Genomic DNA, 26370 nt, shown 5'->3' with positions numbered 1-26370 from the left:
CGGCTGGTAGCGACTGGTAGACGATGCCCGCCCCGGGCGCCTACAGCTCGCGCCAGTCGCCCGAGCCGAGCGCCGAGGCGCCCTGCGGGCCCATGAGCGTCATGCCGCCGTCCACGAACACCGTCGCCCCGGTCACGTAGGACGCCGTCGGCCCCGCCAGGAAGGCCACGACGGCGGCGACCTCGCGGGCGTCGCCCGGCCTGGGGATCGGGTTGCCGGGCCGGCTGCCCCGCTGCGGCGGCAGGTCCTCCTGCCCGGTCATGGGGGTGGCGATCTCGCCGGGCGCGACGGTGTTGACCGTGATGCCGTGGTCGGCCAGCTCCAGCGCGAGCACGCGGCTGAGCATGCGCAGCCCGCCCTTGGCGGCGCAGTAGGGGCCCGAACCCATCTTCGGGTACTCCTCGTGCACGCTGGTGACGTTGACGATCCGCCCGCCGCGCCCGGTGCCGACCATGCGGCGGGCGGCCCGCTGGGCGCACAGGAAGGCGCCGTCGAGGTCGACGGCCAGGATCTGGCGCCAGCGCTCGTAGCCCATCTCCAGCAGCGGCTCGTGACTGCCGGTGCCGGCGTTGTTCACCAGGACGCCGAGCCCGCCCAGCTCGCCGGCCAGCTCGTCCACGACGGCGGCGGCCCGTTCGGGGTCGGTGAGGTCGTGCTGCCGGATCGCGGCCGCCTGGCCCGGCTCGCGGACGAGGCGGGCGGTCTCCTCCGCGCCGTCGCGGTCGGAGTGGTAGGTGATGCCGACGTCGAACCCCTGCTCGGCCAGCGCCACGGCGGTGGCCTTCCCGATGCCGGAGTCGGCTCCGGTCACGATGGCGACGCGGTCGTACAGGTCGTTCATGCTTCCTCCTGCTGTCACGGACAGTAACTGATCGGCCACATCGGGGTCACCTGCCCGACAGCTTTCCTATCGATCAAGAGACTCTACGCTCAGTGGCCATATAACTACTTTTAGTAGCGACTGGCAGCCGACCCCCCGGAGGAACAATGCCCACGGACCCGACGGAAACCCGGCTCAGCCTGGACACCCGGGCCGCGCGCAACCTGGCCACGACGACCAAGACCCGCCCGCAGATGCAGGCCATCAGCTCCCGCTGGCTGCTGCGCATGCTGCCCTGGGTCGACGTGCGCGGCGGCACCTACCGGGTCAACCGCCGCCTGACGCACCGGCCCGGGCGCGGGCGCGTCGGCGTGGTGCCGGGCGGCGCCGGCGACGCGCGGATCGTGCCGGGGACGCTGACGGAGATCCCGGCGCTGCGCGGGTTCGGCGACGACGGCGTGCTGGCGGCCATCGCCGGCGAGTTCACGGCGCGCGAGCTGCGGCCCGGCGACGTCGTCGCCGAAGAAGGCGACCCGGTCACCGGCGCCTGGGTGATCGCGCACGGCCGCGTCGAGCGCGTGTCCACCGGCCGGTACGGCAACCCCCAGTTCCTCGGCGTCATCGCCGACGGCGACCAGTTCGGCGACGAGGTGCTGACCGACGACGAGGCCCGCTGGCCGTGCACATTCAGGGCCACGACGCCGTGCACGGCGCTGTTCGCGCCACGCGACGGGCTGCGCCGCGTCGCCGACCGCTCGGCGGCGCTGCGCGAGCACCTGGCCGGCTACCTCGACAAGCTGAGCAGGCCGGCCAACCGCCGCGGCGAGGCGGCCGTGCACCTGTCGGCGGGCCACACCGGCGAGCCGGTCATCGACGGCACGTTCGTGGACTACGACCTGCACCCCCGCGAGTACGAGCTGAGCGTCGCCCAGACCATCCTGCGCGTGCACACCCGGGTCGCCGACCTGTTCAACGACCCCATGAACCAGATCGAGCAGCAGCTCCGCCTGACCATCCACGAGCTGCGCGAGCGGCAGGAGTCGGAGCTGCTCAACCACCCCGAGTTCGGGCTGCTCCACAACACCGACTACGACCAGCGCATCTACACCTGGTCGGGCCCGCCGACCCCCGACGACCTCGACGAGCTGATCAGCATGCGCCGCAAGACCCGGCTGCTGCTGGCCCACCCCAAGGCGATCGCCGCGTTCTTCCGCGAGTGCAACAAGCGCGGGCTGGTCGCGGGCAGCACCGAGGTCAACGGGCACGAGGTGCCGGCCTGGCGCGGCATCCCGATCTTCCCCTGCGGCAAGATCCCGATCTCCGAGCACCGCACCACGTCGATCCTGGCCCTGCGCACCGGCGAGGACGACCAGGGCGTCGTCGGGCTCTACCAGACGGGCATCCCCGAGGAGTACGAGCCGGGGCTGAACGTGCGCTTCATGGGCATCAACGCCCAGGCCGTCATGTCGTACCTGGTCAGCGCCTACTTCTCGGTGGCGGTCCTGGTGCCCGACGCGATCGGGATCCTCGAGGACGTCGACGTCGCCGCCCCGCGCTCGTGACCCGGCCGCCCCACGAAGAGCAGGAGGCGCGTCATGCCGTTTGACATCCCCGCCGGGCCGACGGGTCTCGGCTCGTACACGCTCAGCCTGCCCTCCGCGCTGCGGCCGTACCGGCGCCCGTTCGAGGAGAACGACGGGCACGAGCCGCCCTCCCCCAGCGGCTCCCTCAGGGGGCCGGTCCTGACGCCGCTGCCCTACGGGGAGCGGAGCTGGGGCGACGGCACGTTCCCGCCGCTCTACTGCCCCGCGACCGACCGCGTGGACGACGCGCTCGGCGCGGAGGTGGACCGGCGGCTGGTCGCGTGGGCCGAGCGGATCGGGCTGCACGAGGGGCGGATGGCGGAGTTCGCCTCGACCGGGTTCGGGCGGCTGGCCATGCTCACCCACAGCGACAGCGACGACCCCGACCTGCTGCTGATCTCGGCGCAGATGAACGCCGCCTGGTGGGCCGCCGACGACTACTACGCCGACGAGACCGACCTCGGCGCCACGCCGACCGAGCTGCCGCCCCGGCTGGCCCTGGTCATGTCGGCGATGGACCCGCCGCCGGACGCCGGCGGCTACACCGAGCAGCTCGAAGAGGCGATCAGGAACGACCCGGTGCTGGTCTCGCTGCGCTCGGCCACCAGCCACGCCGCCCGCCACGCCACGTCCGCGCAGGTCATGCGGCTGTGCAACATCACGAGCCAGATGTACGTGAGCTGGGACGCCTACGCCGCCTGGCGCTACCTGGAGACGCCGCCGCCCGTGTGGCGCTACCTCGCGGCCCGCCAGCACGACAGCTTCTACACCTCCATGACGCTCATCGACATCGTCGGCGGTTACGAGCTGCCCCCGCACCTGTTCGCGGAGCGGCGCTTCCACACCGCGCTCATGCAGGCGGGCACCGCCTCCGTGCTGGTCAACGACCTGCACTCGGCCGCCAAGGAGGCCGCCGACGAGCTGCCCGACTCCAACGTGGTGCTGCTCATCGCCGCCGAGGAGGGCTGCTCCACCGAGGAGGCCGTCGAGCGCACGGTCCGCCTGCACAACGCGTTCGTCCGCGGGTTCGAGCAGAGCCAGCGGGAGCTGTCGGCCCTGCCCTCCCCCGAGCTGAAGCGGTTCCTGCGCGGCGCGCAGGCGTGGATGGCCGGCGGGCTCGAATGGCACGGCAGCACCACCCGATACCAGTCCTGATCCCGTCATCGACCGCGATAGGAAGGAGCACGAGGTGACCGTCACCACGAATGCAGTCCCCGTTCTGAGCAGTCTCTACCAGCAGTCCGTCGCCGACTACTGGAACGCGGAGGAGAACCCCGTCAACCTGCGCCTGGGGGAGGTGGACGGCCTCTACCACCACCACTACGGCATCGGCGACGTGGACTGGTCCGTCCTCGACGGCCCGGCCGAGACCAGGGAGCAGCGCGTCGTCAAGGAGCTGCACCGGCTGGAGAGCACGCAGGCCGAGACGCTGGTCGCGCATCTCGGCCCGCTGCGCCCCGAGCACCGCGTCCTCGACGCCGGGTCGGGCCGCGGCGGCTCCAGCTTCCTGGCCAACCTGCGCACCGGCTGCCAGGTCGACGGCGTGTCCATCTCCGAGTCGCAGGTGGCCTTCGCCAACCAGCAGGCCAAGGAGCGCGGCGTGGACGACAGGGTGCGCTTCCACTTCCGCAACATGCTCGACACCGGCTTCCCCACCGGCGACTTCCAGGCCATCTGGAACAACGAGAGCACCATGTACGTCGAGCTGTCGCTGCTGTTCGCCGAGCACTCCAGGCTGCTGCGCCGCGGCGGCCGCTACGTCTGCATCACCGGCTGCTACAACGACGCCTACGGCCTGCCCTCCCGGGCCATCAGCCAGATCAACGCCCACTACATCTGCGACATCCACTCGCGCAGCACCTACTTCAAGGAGCTGGCCGCGCACCGCCTCGTGCCGGTCAGCGTGGTGGACCTCACGGCCGCCACCATCCCCTACTGGGAGCTGCGGGCCAGGACGCACCTGGCCACCGGGATCGAGGACGCCTTCCTGGAGGCGTACAAGAGCGGCAGCTTCCAGTACCTGCTGATCGCGGCCGACCGCGTCTGACGCCCCTCTCCCTGGCCCCTCCCCCTCCGCCCGGCAGCCCTCCTCGCGGCGACGCCTCCCTGCCGGGCCGCCGGCGTCTCGTCGAAGGGCGGGTGGCAGGCGTGGACGAGCAGGCGTTCGTCCGCCGCCCACGCCCGGAGCCGGCGGCGGGCCGCGTCCCGGTCCCACGGGGTGCGCCACCGCTGGTGGGCGAGCCGGAGCGGCTCGTGGCAGGTCTCCGGTCGTGAAGCGGTGGATCACCGTCTCTTCCCCTGGAAATGAGTTGCCGGGCGGGTGTCGCGCCCTTGAGGATCATGTCGTGTGACACCTGCACATGACACGCCCCGCGCTCCCCGTCCGCTGGCACTGGTGACCGGCGTCGGCCGCACGGTCGGGATCGGCGCGGGCATCGCGCAGCGGCTCGCCGCCGACGGCTGGGACGTCGCCTTCACCTTCTGGACGCCGTACGACGAGCGCATGACCTGGGGCGTCGAGGCCGGGGCGACCGAGGCCATCGCCGAGACCCTGACCGCCCGCGGCGCCGCCACCGCCGCGATCGAGGCCGACCTGTCGGACCCCGAAGCCCCGGCGTTCGTCTTCGACGAGGCCGAGCGCCGCCTCGGCCCGGTGACGGCGCTGGTGATGTGCCACTGCGAGTCGGTCGACTCCGGCCTGCTCGACACCACCGTGGAGAGCTTCGACCGGCACTTCGCGGTCAACGCGCGCGCCACGTGGCTGCTGATCCGCGAGTACGGCCGGCGCTTCGCCGGCGCCCACGGCACCGGCCGGATCATCGCCCTGACCAGCGACCACACGGTGGGCAACCTGCCCTACGGCGCCAGCAAGGGCGCCCTCGACCGCATCACGCTGGCCGCCGCGCGCGAGCTGGCCCATCTCGGCGTCACCGCCAACGCCGTCAACCCGGGCCCGGTGGACACCGGCTGGATGTCGGACGGGACGCGCGAGGAGCTGCTGCGCCTGACGCCGCTGGGCCGGCTCGGCACCCCGCGCGACACCGCTGACCTGGTGTCCTTCCTGTGCTCGCCGCAGGGCGGGTGGATCAACGGGCAGCTCCTGCTGAGCAACGGCGGCCTCAGCTAGAACGGCCGAGGAAAGCCGTCACCGCCGCCACGAACGCGTCGGCGTCGTCGAGCCACGGCGAGTGGCCCGCGCCGGGCTGCACGACGAGCTCGGCGGCGGGGAACAGCGCGGCGTACTCGGCGGCGGCGGACGGGAGCGTGTTGAGGTCGAGCTCGCCGGCCAGCACCAGCACCGGCGCGGCGAAGCAGCCCAGAGCCGCGCGGGTCGCCTCCGGGTCGTAGGCGCCCTCCGCGCCGAACACGGCGGCGGCCTCGTCGTTCCGGTGCCGGTCGCAGAGCTCCTGGAAGGCGCGCGCCGCGTCGTCCCACCGGCCGAACATGAAGGGATCGACGGCCTCCCACGTCGCGGCGGTGGCGGTGCCGGCCTGGACCTGCTCCAATGCGGCGAACGCCTCGGGGAACCAGGGCTCGCCGGCGCGCAGCTTCGCCGCCTCCAGGCGGGCCTGCGGGGTGGGCTCCAGGCCGACGGCCTTGGTGCTGGGCGCGATCAGGAGGAGCCGGGCGACGCGGTCGGGGTACCGGGTGGCGTACAGGACGGCGAGGTTCCCGCCGGCGGAGTGGCCGAGCAGGTCGACGCGGTCGAGGCCGAGATGTTCGCGCAGGGCTTCGACGTCGTCCACGAGCCGGTCGCAGCGGTAGGTGGCGGGGTCGTCGGGCCGGTCGGAGTCGCCGGTGCCGCGCGGGTCCGCCAGGATGAGCCGCCGGTGCGCGGCCAGGCCGCCGAGGTCGCCGAGGTAGGTGGCGTCCTGCATGGGGCCGCCGGGCAGGCAGATCAGCGGGTCGCCGGCGCCCGAGGTGTGGTAGGCGAGGCGGGTCCCGTCGTGGGCTGAGTAGTAGGGCATGGCGGAGATCCTCCCGCCGGGGGCCACCGCCGGGCAATCGGGTATTTCAGCCGGACTGCGTGTGGCGGACGAGATCGTCGCCGCTCAGCGCGGTGCCGGGCAGGGGGGTGGCGCCGGGGCCGGCGCGCAGGCCGTCCAGGACGATCTCCGTGACGCGGGCGACGGCCTCGCCGGCGGGCAGCCCGGGCGGGGTGTGGACGTGCAGGGTCATCAGCAGGGCGAGGTCGCCGGGGCCGATGTCGGGGCGGAGGTGGCCGTCGGCCTGCGCCCGCTCGGTCATCCGCAGCAGCAGGTCGATCGAGCGCTGCCGCAGCTCGCGCAGGTCGTCGCCGGCGCGCAGCGGCTGGTGCAGGTGCGGGTCCAGCTTGGACGACAGCTCGCCCAGGCGCAGCTCGGCGCAGCCGCGCAGGAAGCGGCGCAGCGCGTGCCAGGCGTCGGGCTCCTCGGCCCAGGCGGCCTCGGCCAGGCCGGCCAGGCGGGTGAGGGTCTGCTCGCCGACGGCGTGCAGCAGCGCGTCGCGGTCGGGGAAGCGGCGGTAGAGGGTGCCGATGCCGACGCCGGCCCGGCGCGCGACCTCCTCCAGTGCCACGTCCACGCCCTGCTCCAGGAACAGCTCGCGGGCCGCCGCCACGATCAGCTCGCGGTTGCGGCGCGCGTCCGCCCGCAGTCCCTGCGCCTCGGCCATTGTCTCCCTCTTCCACGACTGGAGGTTTGTCCTCCGCTTATGCTACCGTCAAACAAGTGGAGGAAATTCCTCCAGATATTGGGAGGCGGGTCATGAACGTGCTGATCTCCGGCGCCGGCGTGGGCGGGCCGACGCTCGCGTACTGGCTGGCCCGGCACGGTTTCCGCGTCACCGTCGTCGAGCGCGCCGCGGACCTGCGCTCCAGCGGCAACCCGGTGGACGTGCGGGGGCCGGCCGTGGACGTGGCCGCCCGCATGGGCGTCCTGCCGCGGCTGCACGAGGCCGCCACCGGCAACACCGGGCTCAGCTTCGTCGACGGCGACGGCCGGACCGTCGCCCGGATGGACCTGGCCGCCGGGCAGCGCGCGGGCGAGGTCGAGCTGCCGCGAGGCGCGCTCGCCTCGATCCTGTACGAGCGCGCCCGCGACCACGCCGAGTTCGTCTTCGGCGACTCGATCGCCACCCTCACCCAGGATGCCGGCGGCGTGGACGTCACCTTCGAGCGCGGCGCGCCCCGCCGCTTCGACCTGGTGGTGGGCGCCGACGGGCTGCACTCGGTGACCCGGCGGCTGGCGTTCGGCCCCGGCGCGGCCGAGGTGCGCCACATGGGCCTGTACGTGGCCACCACCCCGATCGGCGGCCAGGCGGGTCCCGGCCGGGACGTGCTGATGCACAACACCCCCGGCCAGGCCGTCGCCGTCAGCCCCACGCCGTCCGGCGACCTGGCCTTCTTCCTCTACCGCGCGCCGCAGGAGCCCGGCTTCGACCACCGCGACACCGAGCAGCACAAGCGGCTGCTGGCCGCGGCGTTCGCGGGCGTGGGCTGGCGCGCGCCGGAGCTGCTGGAGCGGGTGCGCACCGCCGGCGACCTCTACTTCGACTCGGTGAGCCGGGTCCGCCTGCCGCGCTGGTCCAGCGGGCGGGTCGTGCTGCTGGGCGACGCCGGGTCGTGCGTGTCGCTGTTCGGCGACGGCTCGACGCTGGCCATGGCGGGCGCGGCCACGCTCGCCGGCGAGCTGGCCGCCACGCCGGGCGACCCGGAGGCCGCCTTCCAGCGGTACGAGCAGGCGCACCGCCGCCTGGTCGAGCCGAAGCAGCGCGGCATCGCGCAGGCCGCGTCGCTCATCGTGCCCGCCACCAGGGCCGGCATCGCGGCCCGCGACCTGGCCACCCGCGTGGCGCCGCTCGTCACGCGGCTGCGGCACCGGCTGCTCAGGCCACCGGCCGCCCTCCCCTCCTGAGCCGCGAGCCCTGAGCCGAGCGCCCTGAGCCGTGCGCCAGCCGTGAGCCGGACAACTTTTGCCATGCGCTGGCCTGGGCTAAAGCTCGTTCTCCGGACGTACGGGAAGGTTCGAGGTCGGATCGGCTCACACCTCACCGGACCTGGAGATGATCGTGCCCGCCAAGACCAGAAGCAGCACCAGGACGACGACGAAGAAGCAGTCGAGCAGCCAGCCGTGGCTGCACGTCGACGGCACCGAGATCCAGGAGTTCGGCACCGTCAGGACGTGGCCGCTGGGCCTGTCGGACGAGGCCCGCGAGTACTCCTGCGAGCGGCTGAACCAGATCCTGGCCGACACGCAGATCCTCTACGCGCTGTACAAGAAGCACCACTGGCTGATGCGCGGCCCGACGTTCTACCAGCTGCACCTGCTGCTGGACAAGCACGCCGACGAGCAGCTCAAGCTGGTGGACCTGATCGCCGAGCGGGTGCAGACGCTGGGCGGCATCGCGGTCGGCGACCCCCGGCACGTCGCGGAGATTACGGTGGTGCCGCGGCCCCCGAACGGCGCCGAGGAGGTGCCGGCGATGTTGTCGCGGCTGATCGAGGCGCACGAGACGATCCTCATCGCCTCGCACGACGCCGCGTCCAGGGCGGCGGAGCTGGGCGACGACGGCACCAACGACCTGCTGGTGTCCGACGTGATCAGGACCGGCGAGCTGCAGACCTGGTTCCTGGTCGAGCACCTGGTGGACACGCCGCTCGTGGAGACGCCGCACGACGGGCAGGGCCGGGCGCCGCGCCGCACCACCCGTTCCGGCAAGTAGCCGGCATCAGCCCTGCCCGGCGGGCTCCAGCCGGATGACCACGGCCTTCGAGGTGGGCGTGTTGCTGTGGTCGGCCACGCTGTCCAGCGGCACCAGCACGTTCGTCTCCGGGTAGTAGGCCGCGGCCGAGCCGCGCGCGGTCGGGTAGGCCACCACCGTGAACGCGGGGGCGCGCCGCTCCACGCCGTCGTGCCAGACGCCGACCAGGTCCACCACGCTGCGCTCGGCGATGCCCAGCTCGGCCAGGTCGTCGGGGTTGACGAGGACGACCCGGCGGCCGTGCCGGATGCCCCGGTAGCGGTCGTCGCCGGAGTACGGGATCGTGTTCCACTGGTCGTGGGCGCGCAGCGTCTGCAGGATCAGGTGGCCGGGCGGGGCCTCCAGCCGCGCGAACGGGTTGCACGTGAAGACGGCCCGGCCGCTCGGGGTGCGGAAGACGCGCTCGCTGACCGGGTTGGGCAGGCGGAAGCCGCCGGGCTCGGCCACGCGGGCGTTGAAGTCCTCGAAGCCGGGCACGACGCGGGAGATGCGGTCGCGGACGGTGCCGTAGTCGGCCTCGAACGTCTCCCAGGGGATGTCGGGCCGGTCGCCGAGCACGAGCCGGGCCAGCCGGCTGATGATGGCCACCTCGCTGAGCAGCAGGTCGGAGGCGGGGTGGAGGCGGCCCCGCGAGGCGTGGACCTGGCTCATCGAGTCTTCGACGGTCACGAACTGCTCGCCGCCCGCCTGGACGTCGCGGTCGCTGCGGCCGAGCGTCGGCAGGATCAGCGCGGTCTGGCCGCAGACGGTGTGGGAGCGGTTCAGCTTCGTGGAGATGTGCGCGGTCAGCCGGCACGAGCGCATGGCGCGCTCGGTGACCTCGCTGTCGGGGGTGGCGCGCACGAAGTTGCCGCCGACGCCGAGGAAGACCTGGGCCCGGCCGTCGAGCATGGCCTGGATGGCGCCCACGGTGTCGAGGCCGTGCTTGTGCGGCGGGGTGAAGCCGAACTCGCGCTCCAGCGCGTCGAGGAAGGCCCTCGGGGGCCGCTCCCAGATGCCCATCGTGCGGTCGCCCTGCACGTTGCTGTGCCCGCGCACCGGGCAGACGCCGGCGCCCGGCTTGCCGACGTTGCCGCGCAGCAGCAGGAAGTTGACGATCTCCTTGATGGTGGCCACGCCGTGCTTGTGCTGGGTCAGCCCCATCGCCCAGCACACGATGATCTTCTCGCTGGCCAGGACGCGGGCGTGGACGCGCTCGATCTCCTCCCGCGACAGGCCGGTGGCGGCCAGGACATCCGCCCACTCCACCTGGCGGACGTGCTCGGCGAACTCGGCGAAGCCGGTGGTGTGCCGCTCGATGAAGGCGTGGTCGAGCACGGTGCCGGGGCGCTCGTCCTCGGACTGGAGCAGCAGCAGGTTGAGCGCCTGGAACAGGGCGAGGTCGCCGCCGGGGCGGATCTGCAGGAACTGGTCGGCGATCGGCGTGCCGCGCCCGACGATGCCGCGCGCCTTCTGCGGGTTCTTGAAGCGCAGCAGCCCGGCCTCAGGCAGCGGGTTGACCGCGACGACGCTGCCGCCCGAGCGCTTGGTCTGCTCCAGCGCCGACAGCATGCGGGGATGGTTGGTGCCGGGGTTCTGGCCGACGACGAACACCAGGTCGGCGTCGTGGATGTCGTCGAGGCTGACGCTGCCCTTGCCGACGCCGAGGGTGTCGATCAGGGCGACGCCGCTGGACTCGTGGCACATGTTGGAGCAGTCGGGCAGGTTGTTGGTGCCGTACGCGCGGGCGAAGAGCTGCAGCAGGAACGCGGCCTCGTTGCCGAGCCGGCCCGAGGTGTAGAACAGCGCGCGGTCGGGGTCGTCGAGGCCGCGCAGCTCGGCGGCGAGCAGGCCGAGCGCGTCGTCCCAGCCGATGGGCTCGTAGTGGTCGGCGCCGGGCCGCTTGACCATGGGCTCGGTGAGCCTGCCCTGCTGGTTGAGCCACTGGTCGGAGCGCCCGGCCAGCTCGGAGACCGGGTGCTCGCGGAAGAACTCGCGGGTGACGCGGCGGGTGGTGGCCTCGTCGGTGACGTGCTTGGCGCCGTTCTCGCAGTACTCGTTGACGTGCCGGCGCCCCGGCTCCGGCCAGGCGCAGCCGGGGCAGTCGAGGCCGGTGGCCTGGTTGAGGTTGAGCAGCGTCAGCGCGGTGCGGCGGGGCGACGTCTGCGACAACGCGTACGACAACGCGTGCCGCACGCCGGGCAGCCCGGCCGCCCACGTCTTGGGCGCCCCGACCGACAGGTGCTCACCGTCCTGACCTTCGACCTTGTCCATGTCTCACGTCTTCGCTGCTCGATGCTGAAACGACCCCTCAAAAACTCTACTTTTCCCGCGGACCGGATCCGACCGGGGCTACGCGTCCTTGCCGAACCCGTCGAGCGCCTCGCGCTCCTCCAGGGTGCGCAGCTCCTGGAAGACCGTGATGTGCAGCCCGGCGGGCGCGTCGAGGCGGGCGTTGAGCGACTCCCACGGCGTCACGGTGGGCGGCGCCACCTCCGTCGCGCCCGCCGAGACCAGCCGCTCGGTGGTGCCCGCCGCGTCGTCCACCTCGAACGCCACCCGGATCTTGGGCGCCACCTGCCGCCCCACCTCGACCTCGTCGATCATCGCCTTCTGCGCCGGGTTGGCGATCTCCAGGGTGGCGCGGCCCGCGTCGAGGATCGCCACCCGCGCGCCGTCGCCGCTGGAGAACGCGGCCTGCTCCGGCAGGCCCAGCACGTCGCGGTAGAAGGCCAGCGCGGCCTCGTAGTCCTCCGCCTCGACGACCAGCCTGAGCTGGCGGACGGGGCCGTTGGGGGAGGTGGGGTGCGTGGTCATGGGCCGGTCTCTCCTCACGTTTCTGGTCGCGTTCCTCCGGTGCAACCGGGCGGGCCCGCCGCTTCATCCCCCGCGGCTATGATCTTCGGATCCGTTTCCGGGAGGACATCATGATCACGAACTTAGCGGCCGCGCTCGCCCTGACCGCCACGCTCGGCGCCCCGCCCGCCCAGCCGGCCGCCGGCACGAGGCTGCCGGGCACCGGCGCGCGCGTCGTAGCCGACCTGGCGGGGCGGCCGGTGCGGCTCACCTCCTACTCGGTGCTCAGGCCCGACTCGCAGCGGGCGTGGAGCCCGGCCAAGAAGGCGTTCGTCAAGGCGGACGGCCCGGTCACGGTCTCCCCCGGCGAGCGCTGGGAGGCCACGCTCGTCACCCGCGCCCCAGCCGCGCCCACCGTGCGCTTCCTCGACCGGCGGACCGGCAGGAAGACCGAGGTGGAGCTGCCCGTGCCGGAGGACCTCGAGCGCGGGCGCGGCTACCTGCACACGTCCTGGCCCACCTGGTCCCCTGATGGGCGGACCCTGCTCCTCAACGTCTTCGAGCCGGGCTTCGAGCCGCGCTCGGAAGGCATCGTGCTGGTCGAGGTGCCCGCGCTGAAGGCCCGCTTCGTCCGCATCGAGAACGCGCTGATCACGGTCGGCGGCTTCCAGTGGACCCGCGACAGCAAGGGCGTCGTGGTGCGCTGGGGCAAGAACGGCAGGTCCGCCGTCCGCCAGTACGACCTCACCGGCGCCGTCAAGCGCACCTGGCAGGTACGCGGCCGGCCCGTCGGCCACGGCCTCGGCACGTTCTCCCCGTCGGGCCGCCGCTTCGTGACGGCGTGCACCTCGCTGGAGAAGGCCGCGTGCGTCTGGGACACCCGCACCGGTAAGGCCGTCACGCGGATCAAGATCGCCTTCAGCCCCGTCTGGGGGCCCGTGCTCGGCTGGTACGACGAGCGGCACCTGCTCGCGCCGGTCCGCGACGGCTTCGGCGTCGTCGACCTCAAGGGCCGGGTCGTCGAGACGCTGGTGAAGGCCGACAAGAAGCAGCGCATCTACCCCTGGTTCGACGCCCGCGCCAAGAGCTGACGGGGCTACCCGTTCGTGGGGAAGCCCAGGTTCACGCCGCCGTGGGAGGGGTCGAGCCAGCGGGAGGTGACGACCTTGCCGCGGGTGTAGAAGTGCACGCCCTCGGTGCCGTGCACGTGCGTGTCGCCGAACAGCGAGGACTTCCAGCCGCCGAAGCTGTAGAACGCCATCGGCACCGGGATCGGCACGTTGATGCCCACCATGCCGACCTCGACCTCGTTCTGGAAGCGCCGGGCCGCGCCGCCGTCGTTGGTGAACACGGCGGTGCCGTTGCCGTACGCGCCGCCGTTGATCACCTCCAGGCCCTCCTCATAAGAGCGGACCCGCACGATCGACAACACCGGGCCGAAGATCTCCTCGGTGTGCACCCGCGACCCGACCGGCACGTGGTCGAGCACGGTCGGGCCGAGCCAGAACCCGGCCGCCTGGTCCGCCTGCTCGCCGCTGACGAGCGTGCTCCGGCGGCCGTCCACGACCAGCTTGGCGCCCTCCTCCACGCCGAGGTCCAGGTAGGAGGCCACCTTGTCCCGGTGCGCGGCCGTGACCAGCGGCCCCATCTCCGAGCGGGGGTCATCGCCGGGGCCCACGGTCAGCTTCGCGACCCGCTCGACGATCTTGGCGACGAGCTCGTCACCGATCGGGTCCACGGCCAGCACCACCGAGATCGCCATGCACCGCTCGCCCGCCGAGCCGAACCCGGCCGACACCGCCGAGTCGGCCACCAGGTCCAGGTCCGCGTCCGGCAGCACCAGCATGTGGTTCTTCGCCCCGCCCAGGGCCTGCACCCGCTTGCCGTGCGCGGTGCCGGTCGCGTACACGTAGCTCGCGATGGGGGTGGAGCCGACGAACGAGACCGCGCGCACGTCCGGGTGCTCCAGCAGCCGGTCCACGCTCACCTTGTCGCCCTGCACCACGTTGAACACGCCGTCCGGCAAGCCGGCCTGCTGCCACAGCCGGGCTATCAGCAGCGACGCCGACGGATCCCGCTCCGACGGCTTGAGCACGAAGGTGTTCCCGCACGCGATCGCCACCGGGAACATCCACATCGGCACCATCGCCGGGAAGTTGAACGGCGTGATCCCGGCCACCACGCCCAGCGGCTGCCGGATCGAGTAGGAGTCCACCCGCGTCGAGACGCCCTCGGAGAAGCCGCCCTTGAGCAGGTGCGGGATCCCGCAGGCGAACTCCACCACCTCCAGCCCGCGCGCCACCTCGCCCAGCGCGTCGGAGTGCACCTTGCCGTGCTCGGCCGAGATGGCCGCCGCGATCTCGTCCAGGTGCCCCGCCAGCAGTTCGCGGAAGCGGAACAGCACCTGCGCGCGCCGCGAGATCGAGGTGTCGCGCCAGGCCGGGAAGGCGGCGGACGCGGCGGCGACGGCCGCGTCCACGTCGGCCGCCGAGGCCAGCGCGACGTGCCCGCTCACCTCGCCGGTGGCCGGGTCGAACAGCTCCGCGGCACGGGCGGAATCGCCGTCCGCGAGAGCCCCGTTGATCCAATGCTTGACCGTCTTCGTCACTTGCGACTCCTCAGCTCTCAGGACCAGCCGTTGGCCTGGCAGGCCAGCTCCACGACGTGCGCCACGGCCCCGTCGGCGCAGGCGCGGACGACCACGTCGGCCGCCGCGCGCACGGTGGGGTGGCCGTCCCCCACCGCCGCCCCGAGCCCGGCGAGCTCGATCATGTCGAGGTCGTTGGGGTTGTCGCCGACGGCGGCGATCTCGCGCGGCGGCACGCCGGCCGCCGCCGCCAGCTCGCGCAGGGCGCTGCCCTTCGTGGCGCCCTCGGGCAGGATCTCCAGGTACGTGGCCTCGGAGCGGGTGGTGACGGTGCCCGGGATGTCCGGGTCGGGCAGCGGGTCGCCGATCAGCATGCACTTGGTGACGTCCCCGGCGGGCAGCGCGGTCCAGTCGCCCGGGTCGCGCAGCGTGATCCCGTCGCGCCGGGCGTAGTCGCGCAGGGCGGGCGCCCGCTCGACCGCGTACGCCTCGCCGCCGCTGAAGGCGACCGGGTGGACCCCGTCCGGCAGGTCGTCGAACATCGCCAGCAGCGTCTTCCACGCCTCCGGCGGCAGCGAGCACGAGCGCCCGACGGAGCCGGTGGCCAGGTTCACCGTCCTGGCGCCGTTGTAGAGGATGGCGGGGCCGTCCAGGCCGAGCTCCTCGTAGTAGCGCAAGGCGGAGCGTTCCATCCGGCCGGTGGCGATGACGACCTGGCCGCCGGCCGCGCGGAAGCGGCGCAGGGCGTCCCGGCTGGCCGGCACCATCGCCAGGTCGCGGCCGACGAGGGTGCCGTCGAGGTCGGTGACGATCCAGCGGATCATGCGGGCTTCACCGCCGTCGCCACCTCGGCCATCACGGAGCCGTCGAGGTCGAACCCGCCGACGCAGGCCAGGTAGCCGCCGGGGGCGAAGACGCTGCCCGACAGGGGGAGGTACGTGCCGCCCGCCTGACGTACCAGCAGGGAGCCGGCCGCGACGTCCCAGACGTTGACGTGCGTGCCGAAGGCCACGTCGGACCAGCCGGCGGCGACGTGCGCGAGCTTGAGCGCGGCGCTGCCCGGGCGGCGGGTGCTGGCGAAGGCGTTGACCATGCGGGCGAAGCGGTGCAGCGCCTCGTCGCCCTCCGCGGCCAGGTCGCGCGGCGCGGGATAGCTGGACAGCAGCACCGCCTCCCGGTCCGTGCGCGCCCCCGTGCTGCGGATCGGCTCGCCGTTGCACTGCGCGCCGCCGAGCCAGGCGGTGAACTCGTCGTCGCGGACCGGGTCGTAGACGACGCCCGCGACCATCTCGCCGTCCACGGCCGCGCCGATCGAGGTGCAGAAGAACGGCAACCCCGCGGCGAAGTTCGCGGTGCCGTCGATCGGGTCGACGTACCAGTGCACCGTGCCGTCGCCCTGGCTGCCGCCCTCCTCGCCGACCACGAGGCTGTCCGGGCAGTGGCGGGCCAGCACCTCGCGGATCTCCTCCTCGGCCGCCTTGTCGTGCTCGGTCACCGGGTCGTGGAAGTCGCGCTTGGTCGCCACCTCCGGCCTGGACCGGAAGGCGCCGCGCAACCGGTCGCCGACGGCCCTGGCCGCCCGGCTCGCGATCGCGGCCAGCTCGCGCGAGGTGGTCAGGTCCACGTGTCCTCCAGCAGTCTCAGCAGGCCGAGCGGGTTGTCGACGGTCGCGTGCGGGCGCTGCCGCACCTCGTACGGGATCTTGTCCGTGCTGGGCGAGACCATGAGCACGGTCGCCCCGGCCCCGGCGCGCACGCCGCACACGACGTCGCGGTCGTAGTTGTCGCCGACGTACCAGACCTCGGCGGGATCGACGGCCAGGGCCCGGCAGGCCATGTGGATCAGCTCCGGGTTCGGCTTGCGCACGCCGGCCTCGTCGCTGTAGACCTGCACGGCCACCTGCCCGTCCAGGCCGTTTCGGGTCAGGAAGTCGCGGTGGACGAGGCCGCACAGGGCGTTGCTGACCACGGCTGGGCGCACGCCGCGCGCCCAGCAGGCGGCCAGCAGCTCCTTGACGCCGGGGCGCAGGGCGCGCTCGCTGCGCAGCTCGCCCATGCGCCGGCACAGCGGGCTCGCCTCGGCGGTGACCAGCTCCCGCGCCTGCTCCGGCCAGTCCGTCGCGACGAACTCCGCCCAGAAGCGGCGGTGCGTCATCTCCTGCGGCGCGTACTGGCGGGAGGTGGAGTCCTTCCATCGGGAGTCGGCGCGGGCGCCCGCCCGGATGTCGGTCTCGATCTCGGCAGGGCTCAGCCCGCCGAAACCGGCGCGGTCCAGCAGGGCGTGCACGTCGGCGGCCAGCTCGGCCGCCCACCCCGGGCGTCTGGCGGTCTCGACCAGCACACCGCCGAAGTCGAGCAGCAGGGCCTTCGGCGAGGTCAGCGGGGCCTTCGGCGAGGCCGGCACGGCGTTCGGCGGGGTCATGCGCGAGCTGCCACATCGTCCAGGGCCGGCAGGCGCAGCCCGGCGGCGTCGAACAGGTGGAGCTGGTCGGTCCAGCAGGTCACAGTGTCGCCGGGGGCGGCCTCGACCGGGGTGTGGGTGACGGCGAACAGCTCGGTGTCCAGGACGCGCAGCCGGACCGTCCACGACGCGCCGGCCGGCAGCACGGCCTCGACCGTGGCGGGCCCCGACCAGGCGCCGGGCGGCGGCGGCGTCCCAAGGTGCAGCGCCTCCGGCCTGATGCCGAACGCCGCCGGGCGGTCGTGCCCCTGGACGTGCGCCAGCAGCGAGGCGGCCAGCCCGCCCGGTGCCGGGCCGGCATCCACGATGGCCATCGCGGGGCTGCCGACGAACTCGGCGACGAACCGGTTGGCCGGGCGGGCGTACATCTCCATGGGCGGGGCGAGCTGCTGCAGCTCGCCCTGGTTCATCACGGCCACGTGAGTGGCCATGGTCAGCGCCTCGAGCTGGTCGTGGGTGACGAAGACGATGGTGGCGCCCGACTCCTCGTGGATGCGCTTCAGCTCGGCCCGCATCTCCAGCCGCAGGCGGGCGTCCAGGTTGGACAGCGGCTCGTCCAGCAGCAGCACCTCCGGGTCGACGGCGAGCATGCGGGCCAGCGCGACCCGCTGCTGCTGCCCGCCCGACAGCTGGGACGGGTAGCGGTCCATGGCGTCGAAGACGTGCACCATCTTCAGCGCCGCCTCCGCGCGGGAGCGCCGCTCGGGCGCCGGCACCTTGCGCATGCGCAGCCCGAACTCGACGTTCTCGCGTACCGACAGGTGCGGCCACAGCGCGTAGCTCTGGAAGACGAGCCCCATCCCGCGTTTCTCCGGCGGGACGTACACGCCCTGCTCCACGGAGTCGAGGACGCGCCCGCCGACCGCGATGGTGCCGGCCGACGGCTGCTCCAGCCCGGCGATCATGCGCAGGGTGGTGGTCTTGCCGCACCCGGAGGGGCCGAGCAGGCACATGAAAGCGCCGTCGGGACGACGAGGTCGAGGTTCCTGACCGCGTGGTCGCCGCCGCCGTAGCTCTTGGCGACGCCGCTCAGTTCGATCGCAGGCATCTATCCTCCCAGGCCGGACGCGAGGCTGCTCTTGGTGAGCCGCTGCGTCAGGTAGGTCATGGTGAACGAGACCAGCGCGATCACGAGGACGACCGCGTTGGCGAGCTGGGTGTAGCCGTAGTCGACCAGGCCGATCGACAGGGTGGTGAGCAGTTCGGTGCCGGTCGTGGTCAGCATGACCACGATGCTCAGCTCCTTGAGCCCGGAGATGAACGGCAGCACGATCCCGGTGACGAGCGCCCCCTTCTGGATGGGGAAGACGATCCGCCGCATGCGCTGCCACCAGTTAGCGCCGGCGATCTGCGCGGCCTCCTCCGGGTCGCGGCCGAGCTGCGTCATCGCCGCGATGCCCGAGCGGGAGCTGTAGGGCAGGTGGGTCACGGCCATGACCAGGATGAGCAGGAACGTGGTGCCGTAGAGCGCGGGCACCGGGCCGCGCGCCACCGCGAACAGCGACAGCGACGCCGCCGCGAACGCGATGCCCGGGATGAGGTACGGCAGGAACGACACCTGCCGCAGGAAGGCGGCGATCCTCGGCGCCGAGCCGCGCACCACCACGTACCCGATGAGCAGGCCGGCGACCGCGCAGATCACCGAGGCGAGCCCGACGATGCGCAGCGAGTTCCAGGCCGCGGTCCACAGCTCGGAGCCGCGGAAGATCCCGTGCGGGAACCCGACCGCGCCCGGGAGGCTGTCGGCGAACCAGTAGCTCAGCGTCAGCGTCGACAGGTCCATGGGCGTGCGGGTGAGGGACGACAGCAGCAGCGTCAGCACCGGCACCACGACGCTCACCACGAAGATCACCGCGCCCAGCGCGAACGCCGGCCACCGCCAGGTGCGCAGGTCGGAGAGCCGGTCCATGGCGCCCTTGCCGCCCACGGTGACGAAGCGGCGGTGCTCGCGCAGCAGCCGGGCGTCGCAGAAGACGATCAGCACGCCGATGATCACGATGACGGCGGTCAGCACCGAGGCCACGCCCGTGCTGCGGTCGCGGATCGCCTGGTAGAGCCCGGTCGACAGGACCCGGTAGTCGGCCGGCAGGCCCAGCACGTACGGCGTGCCGAACGTGCCGAGCACCCGGCCCACGACCAGCAGCACCGCCGACGACAGCGCCGGCAGCATGAGCGGCGCCACGATCCTGCGCACCACCACCCGCCGGGGCGCGCCCAGGATGCGGGCCGAGTCCTCAAGCTGCGCGTCGATCCGCCGCAGCGCGTTGCCGACCAGCAGGAACACGAACGGGTAGTAGTGCAGGCCGAGCGTCACGACGATCGGCAGCGGCCCGTACGCCAGCCAGTCGGGCGTCCGAATGCCCTGCGCCTGGAGCACGCCGACCTGCCCGCCGGCCCGGTCGTTCTTGAACAGGGTCAGCCAGGCCAGCGAGAACGTCCACGAGGGCAGCATGTACGGCACCACGAGCGCCCCCGCCAGCCACCTGCGCCCCGGCACGTTGGTGCGGGTCACCATCCACGCCATGCCGCCGCCCACGACCAGCGCGAACAGCACCGTGCCGAGCGAGACGACCAGCGTGTTGAGCAGCGGCTCGTAGAACAGCAGGCCGCTGACCTGCGAGCGGAACACCCGCCACAGGTAGTAGCCGGTCCACTCACCCGGCTGCTGCCCGGCGTGCACCTCGTCGCCGTACTGCAGGCGGAAGGCGTCGGACAGCACCGCGACGAGCGGGGCGACGACCAGGTAGGCCAGCACGCCGACCAGGATCAGGCCCAGCACGGCGGTCGGGTCGTGGCGCAGGACGCGCAGGCGGTAGAGCAGCCTGCGGCGTCTCAGCGGCGGTGGGGGCGGTGGCGCCGCCTTGGTGCGAACAGCCATGGATGCGTTTCCTTCGGGGGGTCTCATGGGAGCTTCAGTGGCTTCGTCCGAGCCGCGGCCGGCTCTAGTGGCTTCGTTCGAGCCGCGGCCGGCTCTAGTGGCTTCGTCCGAGCCGCGGCCGGCTCTAGTGGCTTCGTTTGAGCATCGCGTCGGCCAGCGCGTCGGCGGCCTCGCCGAGGCGCTGGCCGACGGCGTCGAGGCGGGAGAGCAGCTCGCGGCGGCGCAGCGTGTCCATGTCCAGCGTGCCGGTGAACAGCTCGCCGAGCCGGCTCTGGCGCAGCTGCCGCATGCGGGTCCTGGCCTTGCGGGTGGCCAGCACCGCCTCGGTGACGGAGCCGGGCTCGTCGATCATGTGCTGCACGGCGCGTTCGAGCTCGTCCAGGCCCTTGGTGAGCGCCTGGAGCAGCTCGGTGGCGAAGCCGAGGTCGCCGGGGCCGAAGAGGTCGGCCTCGCGGACGTAGTCGCGCAGCTGGTCGAGCACGTCGTCGATGGAGCGGGACAGGCGGAACAGGTCCTCCCGGTCGATGGGCGTCACCAGGACCCGCCGCAGCAGCGTCACCAGCTCGGCGCGCGCCGCGTCGCCCTGGTGCTCGATCTCGGCCATGCGGGCGCGGGCCAGCGAGCGGTCGTGCCCGCCGGCCATCTGGCCCGCCAGCTCGGCGCCCGCTCTGGCGACCGCGATCTGCGCCCTGACCAGGCCGACGACGCGCCGGGACGATCTGCCGCGCAGGTCGTCCCACGCCCGCGCGAGCCCGCGCCGCCGCCGTCCTGGCCGGTTCACAGCCATCTCACCGCGAGGCCGGCCAGGCAGCCCAGGGCCATCGACGACGGCAGCGTGACCAGCCAGGCCGTCCCCATGTTCGCCACGCCCTGCCATCGCACCCTCCTGCTTCCCTCGCTGGCGGCGGCGCCGACGACGCCCGCCGTGACGGACTGGGTCATGCTCACCGGCGCGCCGAGGACGGAGCTGCCGAGGACGGCCCCGGCGGCGGCGGTCTCGGCCGACACCACGTACAGCGGTCTGGCCAGGACGAGGCCGCGGCCGAGCCGGGCGCCCACCGTGGGCAGGCTGGTCAGCGCGCCGGTCAGGAACACCAGGACGAGCAGCGCCATCCAGGCCGGGCCGACGCTGACGGCCCGATGCCGCCGACCCCGTGCCGCCCCACCTCCAGCGCCACGCTGACGACGGCGACCATCTTCTGCCCGTCGTTGACGGCGTAGGCGACGCACTGCGCGGTGTAGGCGAGCAGGTGGGCGGCGAGCACGAGCCGCGGCATGCGGCCGTGGCTGGGCACCCGGCGGGAGCACGCGGCGAGCAGGTAGCCGAGCAGGACGCCGGCGAGCGGGGCCAGCGCGCCGACCGCCAGCACCGTGCCGAGCCCGGCCGCCGACACGGGCAGCCCGGCCCCGAACCCGGCGCCGGTGATGCCGCCGACGACCGCCAGCGTCAGGCTCGTCGGCAGCCCGCGCCCGGCCAGCACCGCGACCACGCCGACCGCGATCACCACGCCCGCCAGGAACGCCGCCGCGCCCCCTTCGCTGCCGAGCCCCGCCAGCCGCTCGGTGAACGTGGCCGCCACCGCGACGCCCAGCACGTACGGCACGCCGATCAGCGCCGCGGCGGGCAGCGCGACGGCCAGCCACCCGGGCGCCTTCGGGAAGCGCAGGCCGAGCCCGATCAGCGCCGCCCCGTCATTCGCCCCGGTGACCAGCACGAACAGCACGGCGGTGCCGGCGAAGGCGAGGGTCCACCCCATCACAGGTACGGCCGCTGGTCGCGCCTGGCCGCCTCGTACCGCGCCCTGGCCTGCCTGACCTCGGCCCGCCCCGACACCTCGGCGACCGGCACGTCCCACCACGCCTGCGCCTCGGGGCCGCCGCCGGGGACGGTCCTGGCGTGGATCACGGTGGTCCTGGTGGCGGCCACCGCCTTCTCCAGCGCCTGCCTGAACGCGTCCGGGTCGCCGGCCGTCAGCACGTCGGCGCCGAGGCTGGCCGCGTTCAGCGCCAGGTCGGTCGGCAGCGGGTCCCCGTCGAGGTGCCCGGAGCCGCCGCGCGCCCGGTAGGCGGTGCCCAGCCGGGCCGCGCCGACCGCCTCCGACAGCGCGCCGATCGAGGCGAACCCGCCGTTGTCGACCAGGACCACGACGAGCTTGACGCCCTCCTGCACCGCCGTCGCCAGCTCCTGCGCCATCATCAGGTACGAGCCGTCGCCGACCAGCACGAACACCTCGCGCTCCGGCACCGCCAGCTTCACCCCGAGCCCGCCGGCGATCTCGTAGCCCATGCAGGAGTAGCCGTACTCGACGTGGTACTGCGCCGGGTGATCGGCCCGCCAGAGGCGGTGCAGGTCGCCCGGCATCGAGCCGGCCGCGTTGACCACGACGCCGCCGCGCGCCGCCTCGTTGACCAGGCCGAGCAGCACCGGCTGGGTCAGCTCCTCCCCCGCGTAGGCGCGGGCGGCGACCTCCTGCCAGCTCCGGGACAGGCTCGCGGCCCGCCCGCTCCACTCCGGATCGGCGCGCCAGCCGTCCGGGCCGAGCGCCCGCAGCGCCTGCCGGGCGTCGGCGACCAGCATCTCGCCCGCGTGCTTGGCCGCGTCGAAGGCGGCCACGTTGACGTTGAGGAAGCGCGCGCGGCCGAACAGCGTGCGCGAGGCCGTGGTGAAGTCCGTGTACCGGGTGCCGACGCCGATGACCAGGTCCGCTTCGCGGGCCAGCGCGACGGCGGCGGCCGTCCCCGTGTGCCCGATCGCGCCCACGGCGCACGGGTGGTCGTACGGCATGGCGCCCTTGCCCGCCTGCGTCTCCGCCACCGGGATGCCGTGCCGTTCGGCGAAGGCCGGCAGGTCGGCGCAGGCGCCGCTGTACTTCACCCCGCCACCGGCGACGATCAGCGGCCGGCGCGAGCCGCGCAGCAGCGCGTTCGCCCGCTCCAGCGCGGCCGGCTCCGGCACCGGCCTGGCCACGTGCCAGACCCGCCGCGCGAACAGCTCCTCCGGCCAGTCGGCCGCCTCGGCCTGCACGTCCTGCGGCAGCGCCAGCGTGACCGCGCCCGTCTCCGCCGGGTCGCTCAGCACCCGCATCGCCGCCATCAGCGCGGCGGGCAGCTGCTCGGGGCGGTCGATCCGGTCGAAGAAGCGGGAGACCGGGCGCAGGCAGTCGTTCACGGTGACGTCGTGGGAGCGCGGGTCCTCCAGCTCCTGCAGGACGGTGCCGGCGGCGCGGGTGGCGAAGACGTCCCCCGGCAGGAGCAGCACCGGCAGCCGGTTGATCGTCGCCAGGGCCGCGCCGGTGACCAGGTTCGTGGCGCCGGGGCCGATCGACGTGGTGCAGGCGAAGGCCGAGAGGCGGTCGCGGGTGCGGGCGTAGGCGACCGCCGTGTGCACCATCGCCTGCTCGTTGCGGGCCAGGTAGTAGGGCAGCGGGTCGTGCAGCCCGGCGCCCTGCTCGGCCAGCGCCTGCCCGATCCCGGCCACGTTGCCGTGGCCGAAGATGCCGAAGCAGCCCTCGATCAGGCGCTGCTCGGTGCCGTCGCGCTCGGTCCACTGGGCGGCGAGGAAGCGGACGAGCGCCTGAGCCGTGGTGAGCCTCATCGGCGCTCCCCCGCGTCCGGTGCCTGGTCCAGGACCGCCGCGTTCGAGAGGGGCGCCTGGTGCAGCAGGCTCGCCGCCGCGTCCACCGCCGCCGCCACGTCGTCGCCCGGCGGGTACAGCAGGGCCCGGCCGACCACCAGGCCGCGCACGCCCGGCAGCCGCAGCGCCTTCCCCCACGCGGCGAACGCCTCGTCCGCCGCCTGCCCGGGGTCGCCGCCGAGCAGCAGGGTCGGCAGCGTGGTGGCCGCCATCACCCGCTCCATGTCCGCCACCACGGGGATCTTCAGCCACGTACGGGCGGAGGTCGTGCCAAGCGCCTGCACCACGCTGATCGCCCGCACCATCGCCGCCGCCGACAGATCATGCTTGACCGAGCCGCCCACGTGCCGGGACCAGAAGGGCTCGATCATCGCCATGAGGCTGTGCCCCGCCAGGCTCGACACGGCCTGCCCGCACCGCTCCAGCGTGGCCACGGTCGCGGAGTCCTCCGGCGCGATCCTGCACAACATCTTGCCGCCGTCCAGCCCCATCCCGGCGATCGAGTCGGCGGTGTAGGCGGTGAACCGGTCGTCGAACTCGAAGACCGAGCCCTGCACGCCGCCCCGGTTCATCGAGCCGATGACGAGCTTGTCGTCGAGGGCTCCGAGGAGCAGCAGATCCTCGACGATGTCCGGAGTGGCCAGCAGCCCGTCCACGCCGGGCCTGGCCAGCGCGGTCATCAGGCGGTCGAGCAGGTCGAGCCGGCTCTCCATCGCCGCCGGCCGGTCACCGGCGCCGAGCGCGCCGCGGGCCGGATGGTCGGCGGCGATGATCAGCAGCTGGTCGCGTCCGGCCAGCACGGGCCGGCGCCGCCGCCCGGCGGCCATCTGGACCACGCGCTCCGGGAAGCGGGCACGATCCTCGCGCAGCCGGTGGAAGGCGTCCTCGGGCAGGCGCCTGGTGAGCGTGCACTTGGGGGAGTCGTCAAGCATGCGCGGCCTCCTCGGCGTCGCGGCTGGTCAGCAGGGCGTCGATCTCGCCGGCCGTGGGCATCGCGGGCGCGCAGGCCAGGCGGCCGGCGACGATGGCGCCCGCCGCGTTGGCGAAGCGCACCGTACGTTCGAGCGGCCAGCCCGACAGCAGGCCGTGGCACAGAGCACCGCCGAAGGCGTCACCGGCGCCGAGGCCGTTGACGACCTCGACCGGCACGGCGGGCACCTCGACGCACTCCCGCGCGGTCATCGCCAGCACCCCGGCGGAGCCGCGCTTGACGATCGCCAGCTCCACCCCGGCCGCCAGCAGCGCCTCACCGGCGCGGCGCGGCTCGCGGACGCCGGTGGCCACCTCGGCCTCGTCCACGTTGCCCACCACGACGGTGGCGTGCCCGACCGCCCGCCTGGCCTGCTCGGCCGCCTGCCGCGGGTCCGTCCAGAACATCGGCCGGTAGTCCAGGTCCAGCACCGTGTACGGCCTGCGGCCCCGCGCCCGCCACGCGGCGAAGTGCGCCTGCCGGGAGGGCTCCTGCGACAGCCCGGTCAGCGTCGCCCAGAACAGCGGGGCGCGGGCGATGGCGTCCAGGTCGAGCTCGTCCGGGCGGATCTCCAGGTCGGGGGCCTTCGGCAGGCGGTAGAAGAACAGCGGGAAGTCCTCCGGCGGCCGGATCTCGCAGAACGTCAGCGGGGTCGGCAGCCCGGGGACGGCGGTCACGTGCCGGTCGTCCACGCCGTAGCCGCGCAGCGCCCGCCGGACGAACGCGCCGAACGGGTCCTTCCCCGTCCTGGTGATCACGGCGGCGGTGCGGCCCAGCCGGGCGGCGGCGACGGCCACGTTGGTGGGGCTGCCGCCCAGATACCGGCCGAACGTCTCCACCTCGTCGAGCGGGACCCCGGTCTGGAGGGGGTAGAGGTCGACCCCGGCCCGCCCCATGGTCAGCACTTCGGCACCGGCCCGCCCCGTGGTCGGCGCGTCGGCGCCGGCCGGCCGCGTGATCGGCGCTCCGGCACCAGCGCGTCCCGTGACCGGCGCTTCGGCGCCGGCCCGCTCCGCGTTCGGCTCTTCGTTCACGCGAGGCTCCGCAGGAAGGACAGGCTCTCGCGTACCTCGCCGATCGGGCCGGCGCCGGCGGGCGGCTCGGCGTCCAGGACGACGTCCTGCTCCATGACGTACCAGCCGGTGTAGCCGGCGGCGGTCAGGCTGGTGACGATGGCCTTGACGTCCACGTCGCCCCGGCCCAGCGGCCGGTACATCCCGGCGCGCACCCCCTCGGTGTAGCTCATCGCGCCGCCCCTCACCCGTTCGGCCAGCGTGGCGTCGACGTCCTTGAGGTGGACGTGGGCGATCCGCCCGGCGGCGCGGGACGCGAGCGCCACCGGGTCGGCGCCGCCGACGAGGAGGTGGCCGGTGTCGAGGCACAGCGGGACGGCGCTGCCGTCGAGCACCCTGTCCACCTCTTCGGCGGTCTCGACCATGGTGCCGACGTGCGGGTGCAGCGCCACCGGGTGGCGGAGGGCGCCGGCGATGCGGTCGAGGTTGGCGAGCAGCGTCCGCCAGCCGCGGGCGTCGAGCGCGGGCCGGGCGTCGTAGCCCGCCGCGCCGGTGGCCGCCGCCAGCACGACCACCGCCTCCTCCTCGAACGAGCCGAGCAGGGCGCGCACGCCCGGCAGCGGGTCGTGGTCCGGGTCGTGCAGCACGACGGGCACGAACCCGCCGACGACCCGCAGGCCGTAGCGGTCGAGCAGGCGCGAGCGCTCGTCGGCGGCGGGCGGCAGGAACCCGTCCGGCCCGAGCTCGGTGGCGTCCAGACCGAGCTCGGCCATCTCCCCCAGGACCCGCTCCGGGTCGAGCTGGTATCCCCAGCCCGGCACCTCGCACACACCCCACGAGATGGGCGCGGCAGCCGTCCTCAGGTGATCGCCTCCGCGATCTGGGCCGCCCACGTGCGGGCCTCCGCGA

The 26370-nt window shown here is 73.7% G+C and carries 25 protein-coding genes; 7 read left to right on the top strand and 18 right to left on the bottom strand.

Annotation, left to right across the window (positions count from 1 at the left end; translation table 11 throughout):
* Nucleotides 1–40: 40 nt before the first annotated feature.
* The gene (locus KIS93_RS03365; protein WP_080038018.1) at nt 41–841 is read right to left on the bottom strand and encodes an SDR family oxidoreductase; all 801 of its coding nucleotides are present in this window, start codon (nt 839–841) and stop codon (nt 41–43) included.
* Between the two features lie 146 nt (nt 842–987).
* Between KIS93_RS03365 and KIS93_RS03360 the strand changes: the two genes are divergently transcribed.
* From KIS93_RS03360 to KIS93_RS03345, 4 genes are all read left to right on the top strand, one after another.
* Nucleotides 988–2382, top strand: coding sequence for a family 2B encapsulin nanocompartment shell protein (locus KIS93_RS03360; RefSeq protein WP_080038017.1), 1395 nt, complete (start codon nt 988–990; stop codon nt 2380–2382).
* A 33-nt stretch (nt 2383–2415) separates the two neighbouring features.
* Nucleotides 2416–3558 carry a family 2 encapsulin nanocompartment cargo protein terpene cyclase gene (locus KIS93_RS03355; RefSeq protein ID WP_222107197.1) on the top strand — a complete coding sequence of 381 codons (1143 nt, stop codon included), beginning with the start codon at nt 2416–2418 and terminating at the stop codon, nt 3556–3558.
* 34 nt (nt 3559–3592) lie between these two features.
* A complete protein-coding gene (locus tag KIS93_RS03350; protein ID WP_080038016.1) occupies nt 3593–4450 on the top strand; it encodes a geranyl diphosphate 2-C-methyltransferase in 858 nt (285 codons plus the stop codon).
* Between the two features lie 300 nt (nt 4451–4750).
* Nucleotides 4751–5530, top strand: a complete 780-nt coding sequence (locus tag KIS93_RS03345) for an SDR family oxidoreductase (RefSeq protein ID WP_080038015.1) — start codon at nt 4751–4753, stop codon at nt 5528–5530.
* On the opposite strand, the gene KIS93_RS03340 is transcribed toward KIS93_RS03345, so the two are convergent.
* Both KIS93_RS03340 and KIS93_RS03335 read right to left on the bottom strand, forming a co-directional pair.
* Nucleotides 5523–6371 (bottom strand): alpha/beta fold hydrolase, encoded by an 849-nt coding sequence (locus KIS93_RS03340; protein ID WP_080038014.1) that lies wholly within the window; start codon nt 6369–6371, stop codon nt 5523–5525. The genes KIS93_RS03345 and KIS93_RS03340 overlap by 8 nt on opposite strands.
* A gap of 46 nt (nt 6372–6417) precedes the next feature.
* Nucleotides 6418–7056 carry a TetR/AcrR family transcriptional regulator gene (locus tag KIS93_RS03335; RefSeq protein ID WP_080038013.1) on the bottom strand — a complete coding sequence of 213 codons (639 nt, stop codon included), beginning with the start codon at nt 7054–7056 and terminating at the stop codon, nt 6418–6420.
* Nucleotides 7057–7148: 92 nt separating this feature from the next.
* On the opposite strand from KIS93_RS03335, the gene KIS93_RS03330 reads away from it, so the two are divergent.
* Together KIS93_RS03330 and KIS93_RS03325 are read left to right on the top strand one after the other, a co-directional pair.
* The gene (locus tag KIS93_RS03330; RefSeq protein ID WP_080038012.1) at nt 7149–8297 is read left to right on the top strand and encodes an FAD-dependent monooxygenase; all 1149 of its coding nucleotides are present in this window, start codon (nt 7149–7151) and stop codon (nt 8295–8297) included.
* Between the two features lie 154 nt (nt 8298–8451).
* Nucleotides 8452–9105, top strand: coding sequence for a Dps family protein (locus KIS93_RS03325; protein ID WP_230466097.1), 654 nt, complete (start codon nt 8452–8454; stop codon nt 9103–9105).
* 6 nt (nt 9106–9111) lie between these two features.
* Here the strand turns inward: KIS93_RS03325 and KIS93_RS03320 are convergent, their stop codons facing one another.
* Nucleotides 9112–11397: an FdhF/YdeP family oxidoreductase gene (locus tag KIS93_RS03320; protein ID WP_080038010.1), complete on the bottom strand. Its 2286-nt coding sequence runs from the start codon at nt 11395–11397 to the stop codon at nt 9112–9114.
* A 78-nt stretch (nt 11398–11475) separates the two neighbouring features.
* Entirely contained in the window at nt 11476–11940 is a 465-nt protein-coding gene (locus KIS93_RS03315; RefSeq protein WP_080038009.1) for a VOC family protein, read from the bottom strand.
* Nucleotides 11941–12050: 110 nt separating this feature from the next.
* On the opposite strand from KIS93_RS03315, the gene KIS93_RS03310 reads away from it, so the two are divergent.
* On the top strand, nt 12051–13010 hold the full coding sequence (locus tag KIS93_RS03310) for a PD40 domain-containing protein (RefSeq protein WP_080038008.1): 960 nt from the start codon (nt 12051–12053) through the stop codon (nt 13008–13010).
* Between the two features lie 5 nt (nt 13011–13015).
* Here the strand turns inward: KIS93_RS03310 and KIS93_RS03305 are convergent, their stop codons facing one another.
* From KIS93_RS03305 to KIS93_RS03245, 13 genes are all read right to left on the bottom strand, one after another.
* Nucleotides 13016–14527: a CoA-acylating methylmalonate-semialdehyde dehydrogenase gene (locus KIS93_RS03305; protein WP_080038007.1), complete on the bottom strand. Its 1512-nt coding sequence runs from the start codon at nt 14525–14527 to the stop codon at nt 13016–13018.
* Nucleotides 14528–14544: 17 nt separating this feature from the next.
* On the bottom strand, nt 14545–15330 hold the full coding sequence (locus KIS93_RS03300; protein WP_080038006.1) for a Cof-type HAD-IIB family hydrolase: 786 nt from the start codon (nt 15328–15330) through the stop codon (nt 14545–14547).
* Nucleotides 15327–16130: an inositol monophosphatase family protein gene (locus KIS93_RS03295; RefSeq protein ID WP_080038005.1), complete on the bottom strand. Its 804-nt coding sequence runs from the start codon at nt 16128–16130 to the stop codon at nt 15327–15329. Before KIS93_RS03295 ends, KIS93_RS03300 begins: the two co-directional genes overlap by 4 nt.
* Nucleotides 16121–16927 carry an HAD family hydrolase gene (locus KIS93_RS03290; RefSeq protein WP_080038004.1) on the bottom strand — a complete coding sequence of 269 codons (807 nt, stop codon included), beginning with the start codon at nt 16925–16927 and terminating at the stop codon, nt 16121–16123. Before KIS93_RS03290 ends, KIS93_RS03295 begins: the two co-directional genes overlap by 10 nt.
* Entirely contained in the window at nt 16924–17919 is a 996-nt protein-coding gene (locus tag KIS93_RS03285; protein ID WP_222107196.1) for an ABC transporter ATP-binding protein, read from the bottom strand. Before KIS93_RS03285 ends, KIS93_RS03290 begins: the two co-directional genes overlap by 4 nt.
* A gap of 95 nt (nt 17920–18014) precedes the next feature.
* A complete protein-coding gene (locus KIS93_RS03280) occupies nt 18015–19844 on the bottom strand; it encodes an ABC transporter permease (RefSeq protein WP_080038002.1) in 1830 nt (609 codons plus the stop codon).
* 124 nt (nt 19845–19968) lie between these two features.
* On the bottom strand, nt 19969–20625 hold the full coding sequence (locus KIS93_RS03275) for a DUF47 domain-containing protein (RefSeq protein ID WP_222107195.1): 657 nt from the start codon (nt 20623–20625) through the stop codon (nt 19969–19971).
* Nucleotides 20622–20957 (bottom strand): inorganic phosphate transporter, encoded by a 336-nt coding sequence (locus KIS93_RS03270; protein WP_186403552.1) that lies wholly within the window; start codon nt 20955–20957, stop codon nt 20622–20624. Before KIS93_RS03270 ends, KIS93_RS03275 begins: the two co-directional genes overlap by 4 nt.
* Complete coding sequence (locus KIS93_RS03265) at nt 20930–21601, bottom strand: inorganic phosphate transporter (protein WP_186403551.1); 672 nt, start codon at nt 21599–21601, stop codon at nt 20930–20932. The genes KIS93_RS03270 and KIS93_RS03265 overlap by 28 nt, the downstream gene beginning before the upstream one ends.
* The gene (gene iolD, locus KIS93_RS03260; RefSeq protein WP_080037999.1) at nt 21601–23439 is read right to left on the bottom strand and encodes a 3D-(3,5/4)-trihydroxycyclohexane-1,2-dione acylhydrolase (decyclizing); all 1839 of its coding nucleotides are present in this window, start codon (nt 23437–23439) and stop codon (nt 21601–21603) included. Before iolD ends, KIS93_RS03265 begins: the two co-directional genes overlap by 1 nt.
* Nucleotides 23436–24410, bottom strand: coding sequence for a Cgl0159 family (beta/alpha)8-fold protein (locus tag KIS93_RS03255; RefSeq protein ID WP_230466096.1), 975 nt, complete (start codon nt 24408–24410; stop codon nt 23436–23438). The genes iolD and KIS93_RS03255 overlap by 4 nt, the downstream gene beginning before the upstream one ends.
* The gene (iolC, locus tag KIS93_RS03250) at nt 24403–25344 is read right to left on the bottom strand and encodes a 5-dehydro-2-deoxygluconokinase (protein ID WP_080046640.1); all 942 of its coding nucleotides are present in this window, start codon (nt 25342–25344) and stop codon (nt 24403–24405) included. Before iolC ends, KIS93_RS03255 begins: the two co-directional genes overlap by 8 nt.
* 134 nt (nt 25345–25478) lie before the next feature.
* Nucleotides 25479–26282 carry a TIM barrel protein gene (locus tag KIS93_RS03245; protein WP_230466095.1) on the bottom strand — a complete coding sequence of 268 codons (804 nt, stop codon included), beginning with the start codon at nt 26280–26282 and terminating at the stop codon, nt 25479–25481.
* Nucleotides 26283–26370: the final 88 nt, after the last annotated feature.

It is taken from the genome of [Actinomadura] parvosata subsp. kistnae (assembly GCF_900323885.1).
GTDB classification, from domain to species: Bacteria; Actinomycetota; Actinomycetes; order Streptosporangiales; family Streptosporangiaceae; genus Nonomuraea; species Nonomuraea composti.
The sequence above is the reverse complement of the archived record's forward strand: the minus strand, read 5'-3'. Positions and strand labels throughout refer to the sequence as shown.

Excerpts from the sequence above, each read along its gene's own strand:
- KIS93_RS03315 (WP_080038009.1), bottom strand. The coding sequence starts at position 11,940 with ATGACCACGCACCCCACCTCCCCCAACGGCCCCGTCCGCCAGCTCAGG.
- KIS93_RS03365 (WP_080038018.1), bottom strand. The coding sequence starts at position 841 with ATGAACGACCTGTACGACCGCGTCGCCATCGTGACCGGAGCCGACTCC.
- iolD (WP_080037999.1), bottom strand. The coding sequence starts at position 23,439 with ATGAGGCTCACCACGGCTCAGGCGCTCGTCCGCTTCCTCGCCGCCCAG.
- KIS93_RS03290 (WP_080038004.1), bottom strand. The coding sequence starts at position 16,927 with ATGACCCCGCCGAACGCCGTGCCGGCCTCGCCGAAGGCCCCGCTGACC.
- KIS93_RS03270 (WP_186403552.1), bottom strand. The coding sequence starts at position 20,957 with ATGGCGCTGCTCGTCCTGGTGTTCCTGACCGGCGCGCTGACCAGCCTG.
- KIS93_RS03320 (WP_080038010.1), bottom strand. The coding sequence starts at position 11,397 with ATGGACAAGGTCGAAGGTCAGGACGGTGAGCACCTGTCGGTCGGGGCG.
- KIS93_RS03330 (WP_080038012.1), top strand. The coding sequence starts at position 7,149 with ATGAACGTGCTGATCTCCGGCGCCGGCGTGGGCGGGCCGACGCTCGCG.
- KIS93_RS03300 (WP_080038006.1), bottom strand. The coding sequence starts at position 15,330 with ATGATCCGCTGGATCGTCACCGACCTCGACGGCACCCTCGTCGGCCGC.
- KIS93_RS03310 (WP_080038008.1), top strand. The coding sequence starts at position 12,051 with ATGATCACGAACTTAGCGGCCGCGCTCGCCCTGACCGCCACGCTCGGC.
- KIS93_RS03285 (WP_222107196.1), bottom strand. The coding sequence starts at position 17,919 with ATGTGCCTGCTCGGCCCCTCCGGGTGCGGCAAGACCACCACCCTGCGC.
- KIS93_RS03265 (WP_186403551.1), bottom strand. The coding sequence starts at position 21,601 with ATGGGGTGGACCCTCGCCTTCGCCGGCACCGCCGTGCTGTTCGTGCTG.
- KIS93_RS03255 (WP_230466096.1), bottom strand. The coding sequence starts at position 24,410 with ATGCTTGACGACTCCCCCAAGTGCACGCTCACCAGGCGCCTGCCCGAG.
- KIS93_RS03355 (WP_222107197.1), top strand. The coding sequence starts at position 2,416 with ATGCCGTTTGACATCCCCGCCGGGCCGACGGGTCTCGGCTCGTACACG.
- KIS93_RS03360 (WP_080038017.1), top strand. The coding sequence starts at position 988 with ATGCCCACGGACCCGACGGAAACCCGGCTCAGCCTGGACACCCGGGCC.
- KIS93_RS03340 (WP_080038014.1), bottom strand. The coding sequence starts at position 6,371 with ATGCCCTACTACTCAGCCCACGACGGGACCCGCCTCGCCTACCACACC.
- KIS93_RS03335 (WP_080038013.1), bottom strand. The coding sequence starts at position 7,056 with ATGGCCGAGGCGCAGGGACTGCGGGCGGACGCGCGCCGCAACCGCGAG.
- iolC (WP_080046640.1), bottom strand. The coding sequence starts at position 25,344 with ATGGGGCGGGCCGGGGTCGACCTCTACCCCCTCCAGACCGGGGTCCCG.
- KIS93_RS03280 (WP_080038002.1), bottom strand. The coding sequence starts at position 19,844 with ATGGCTGTTCGCACCAAGGCGGCGCCACCGCCCCCACCGCCGCTGAGA.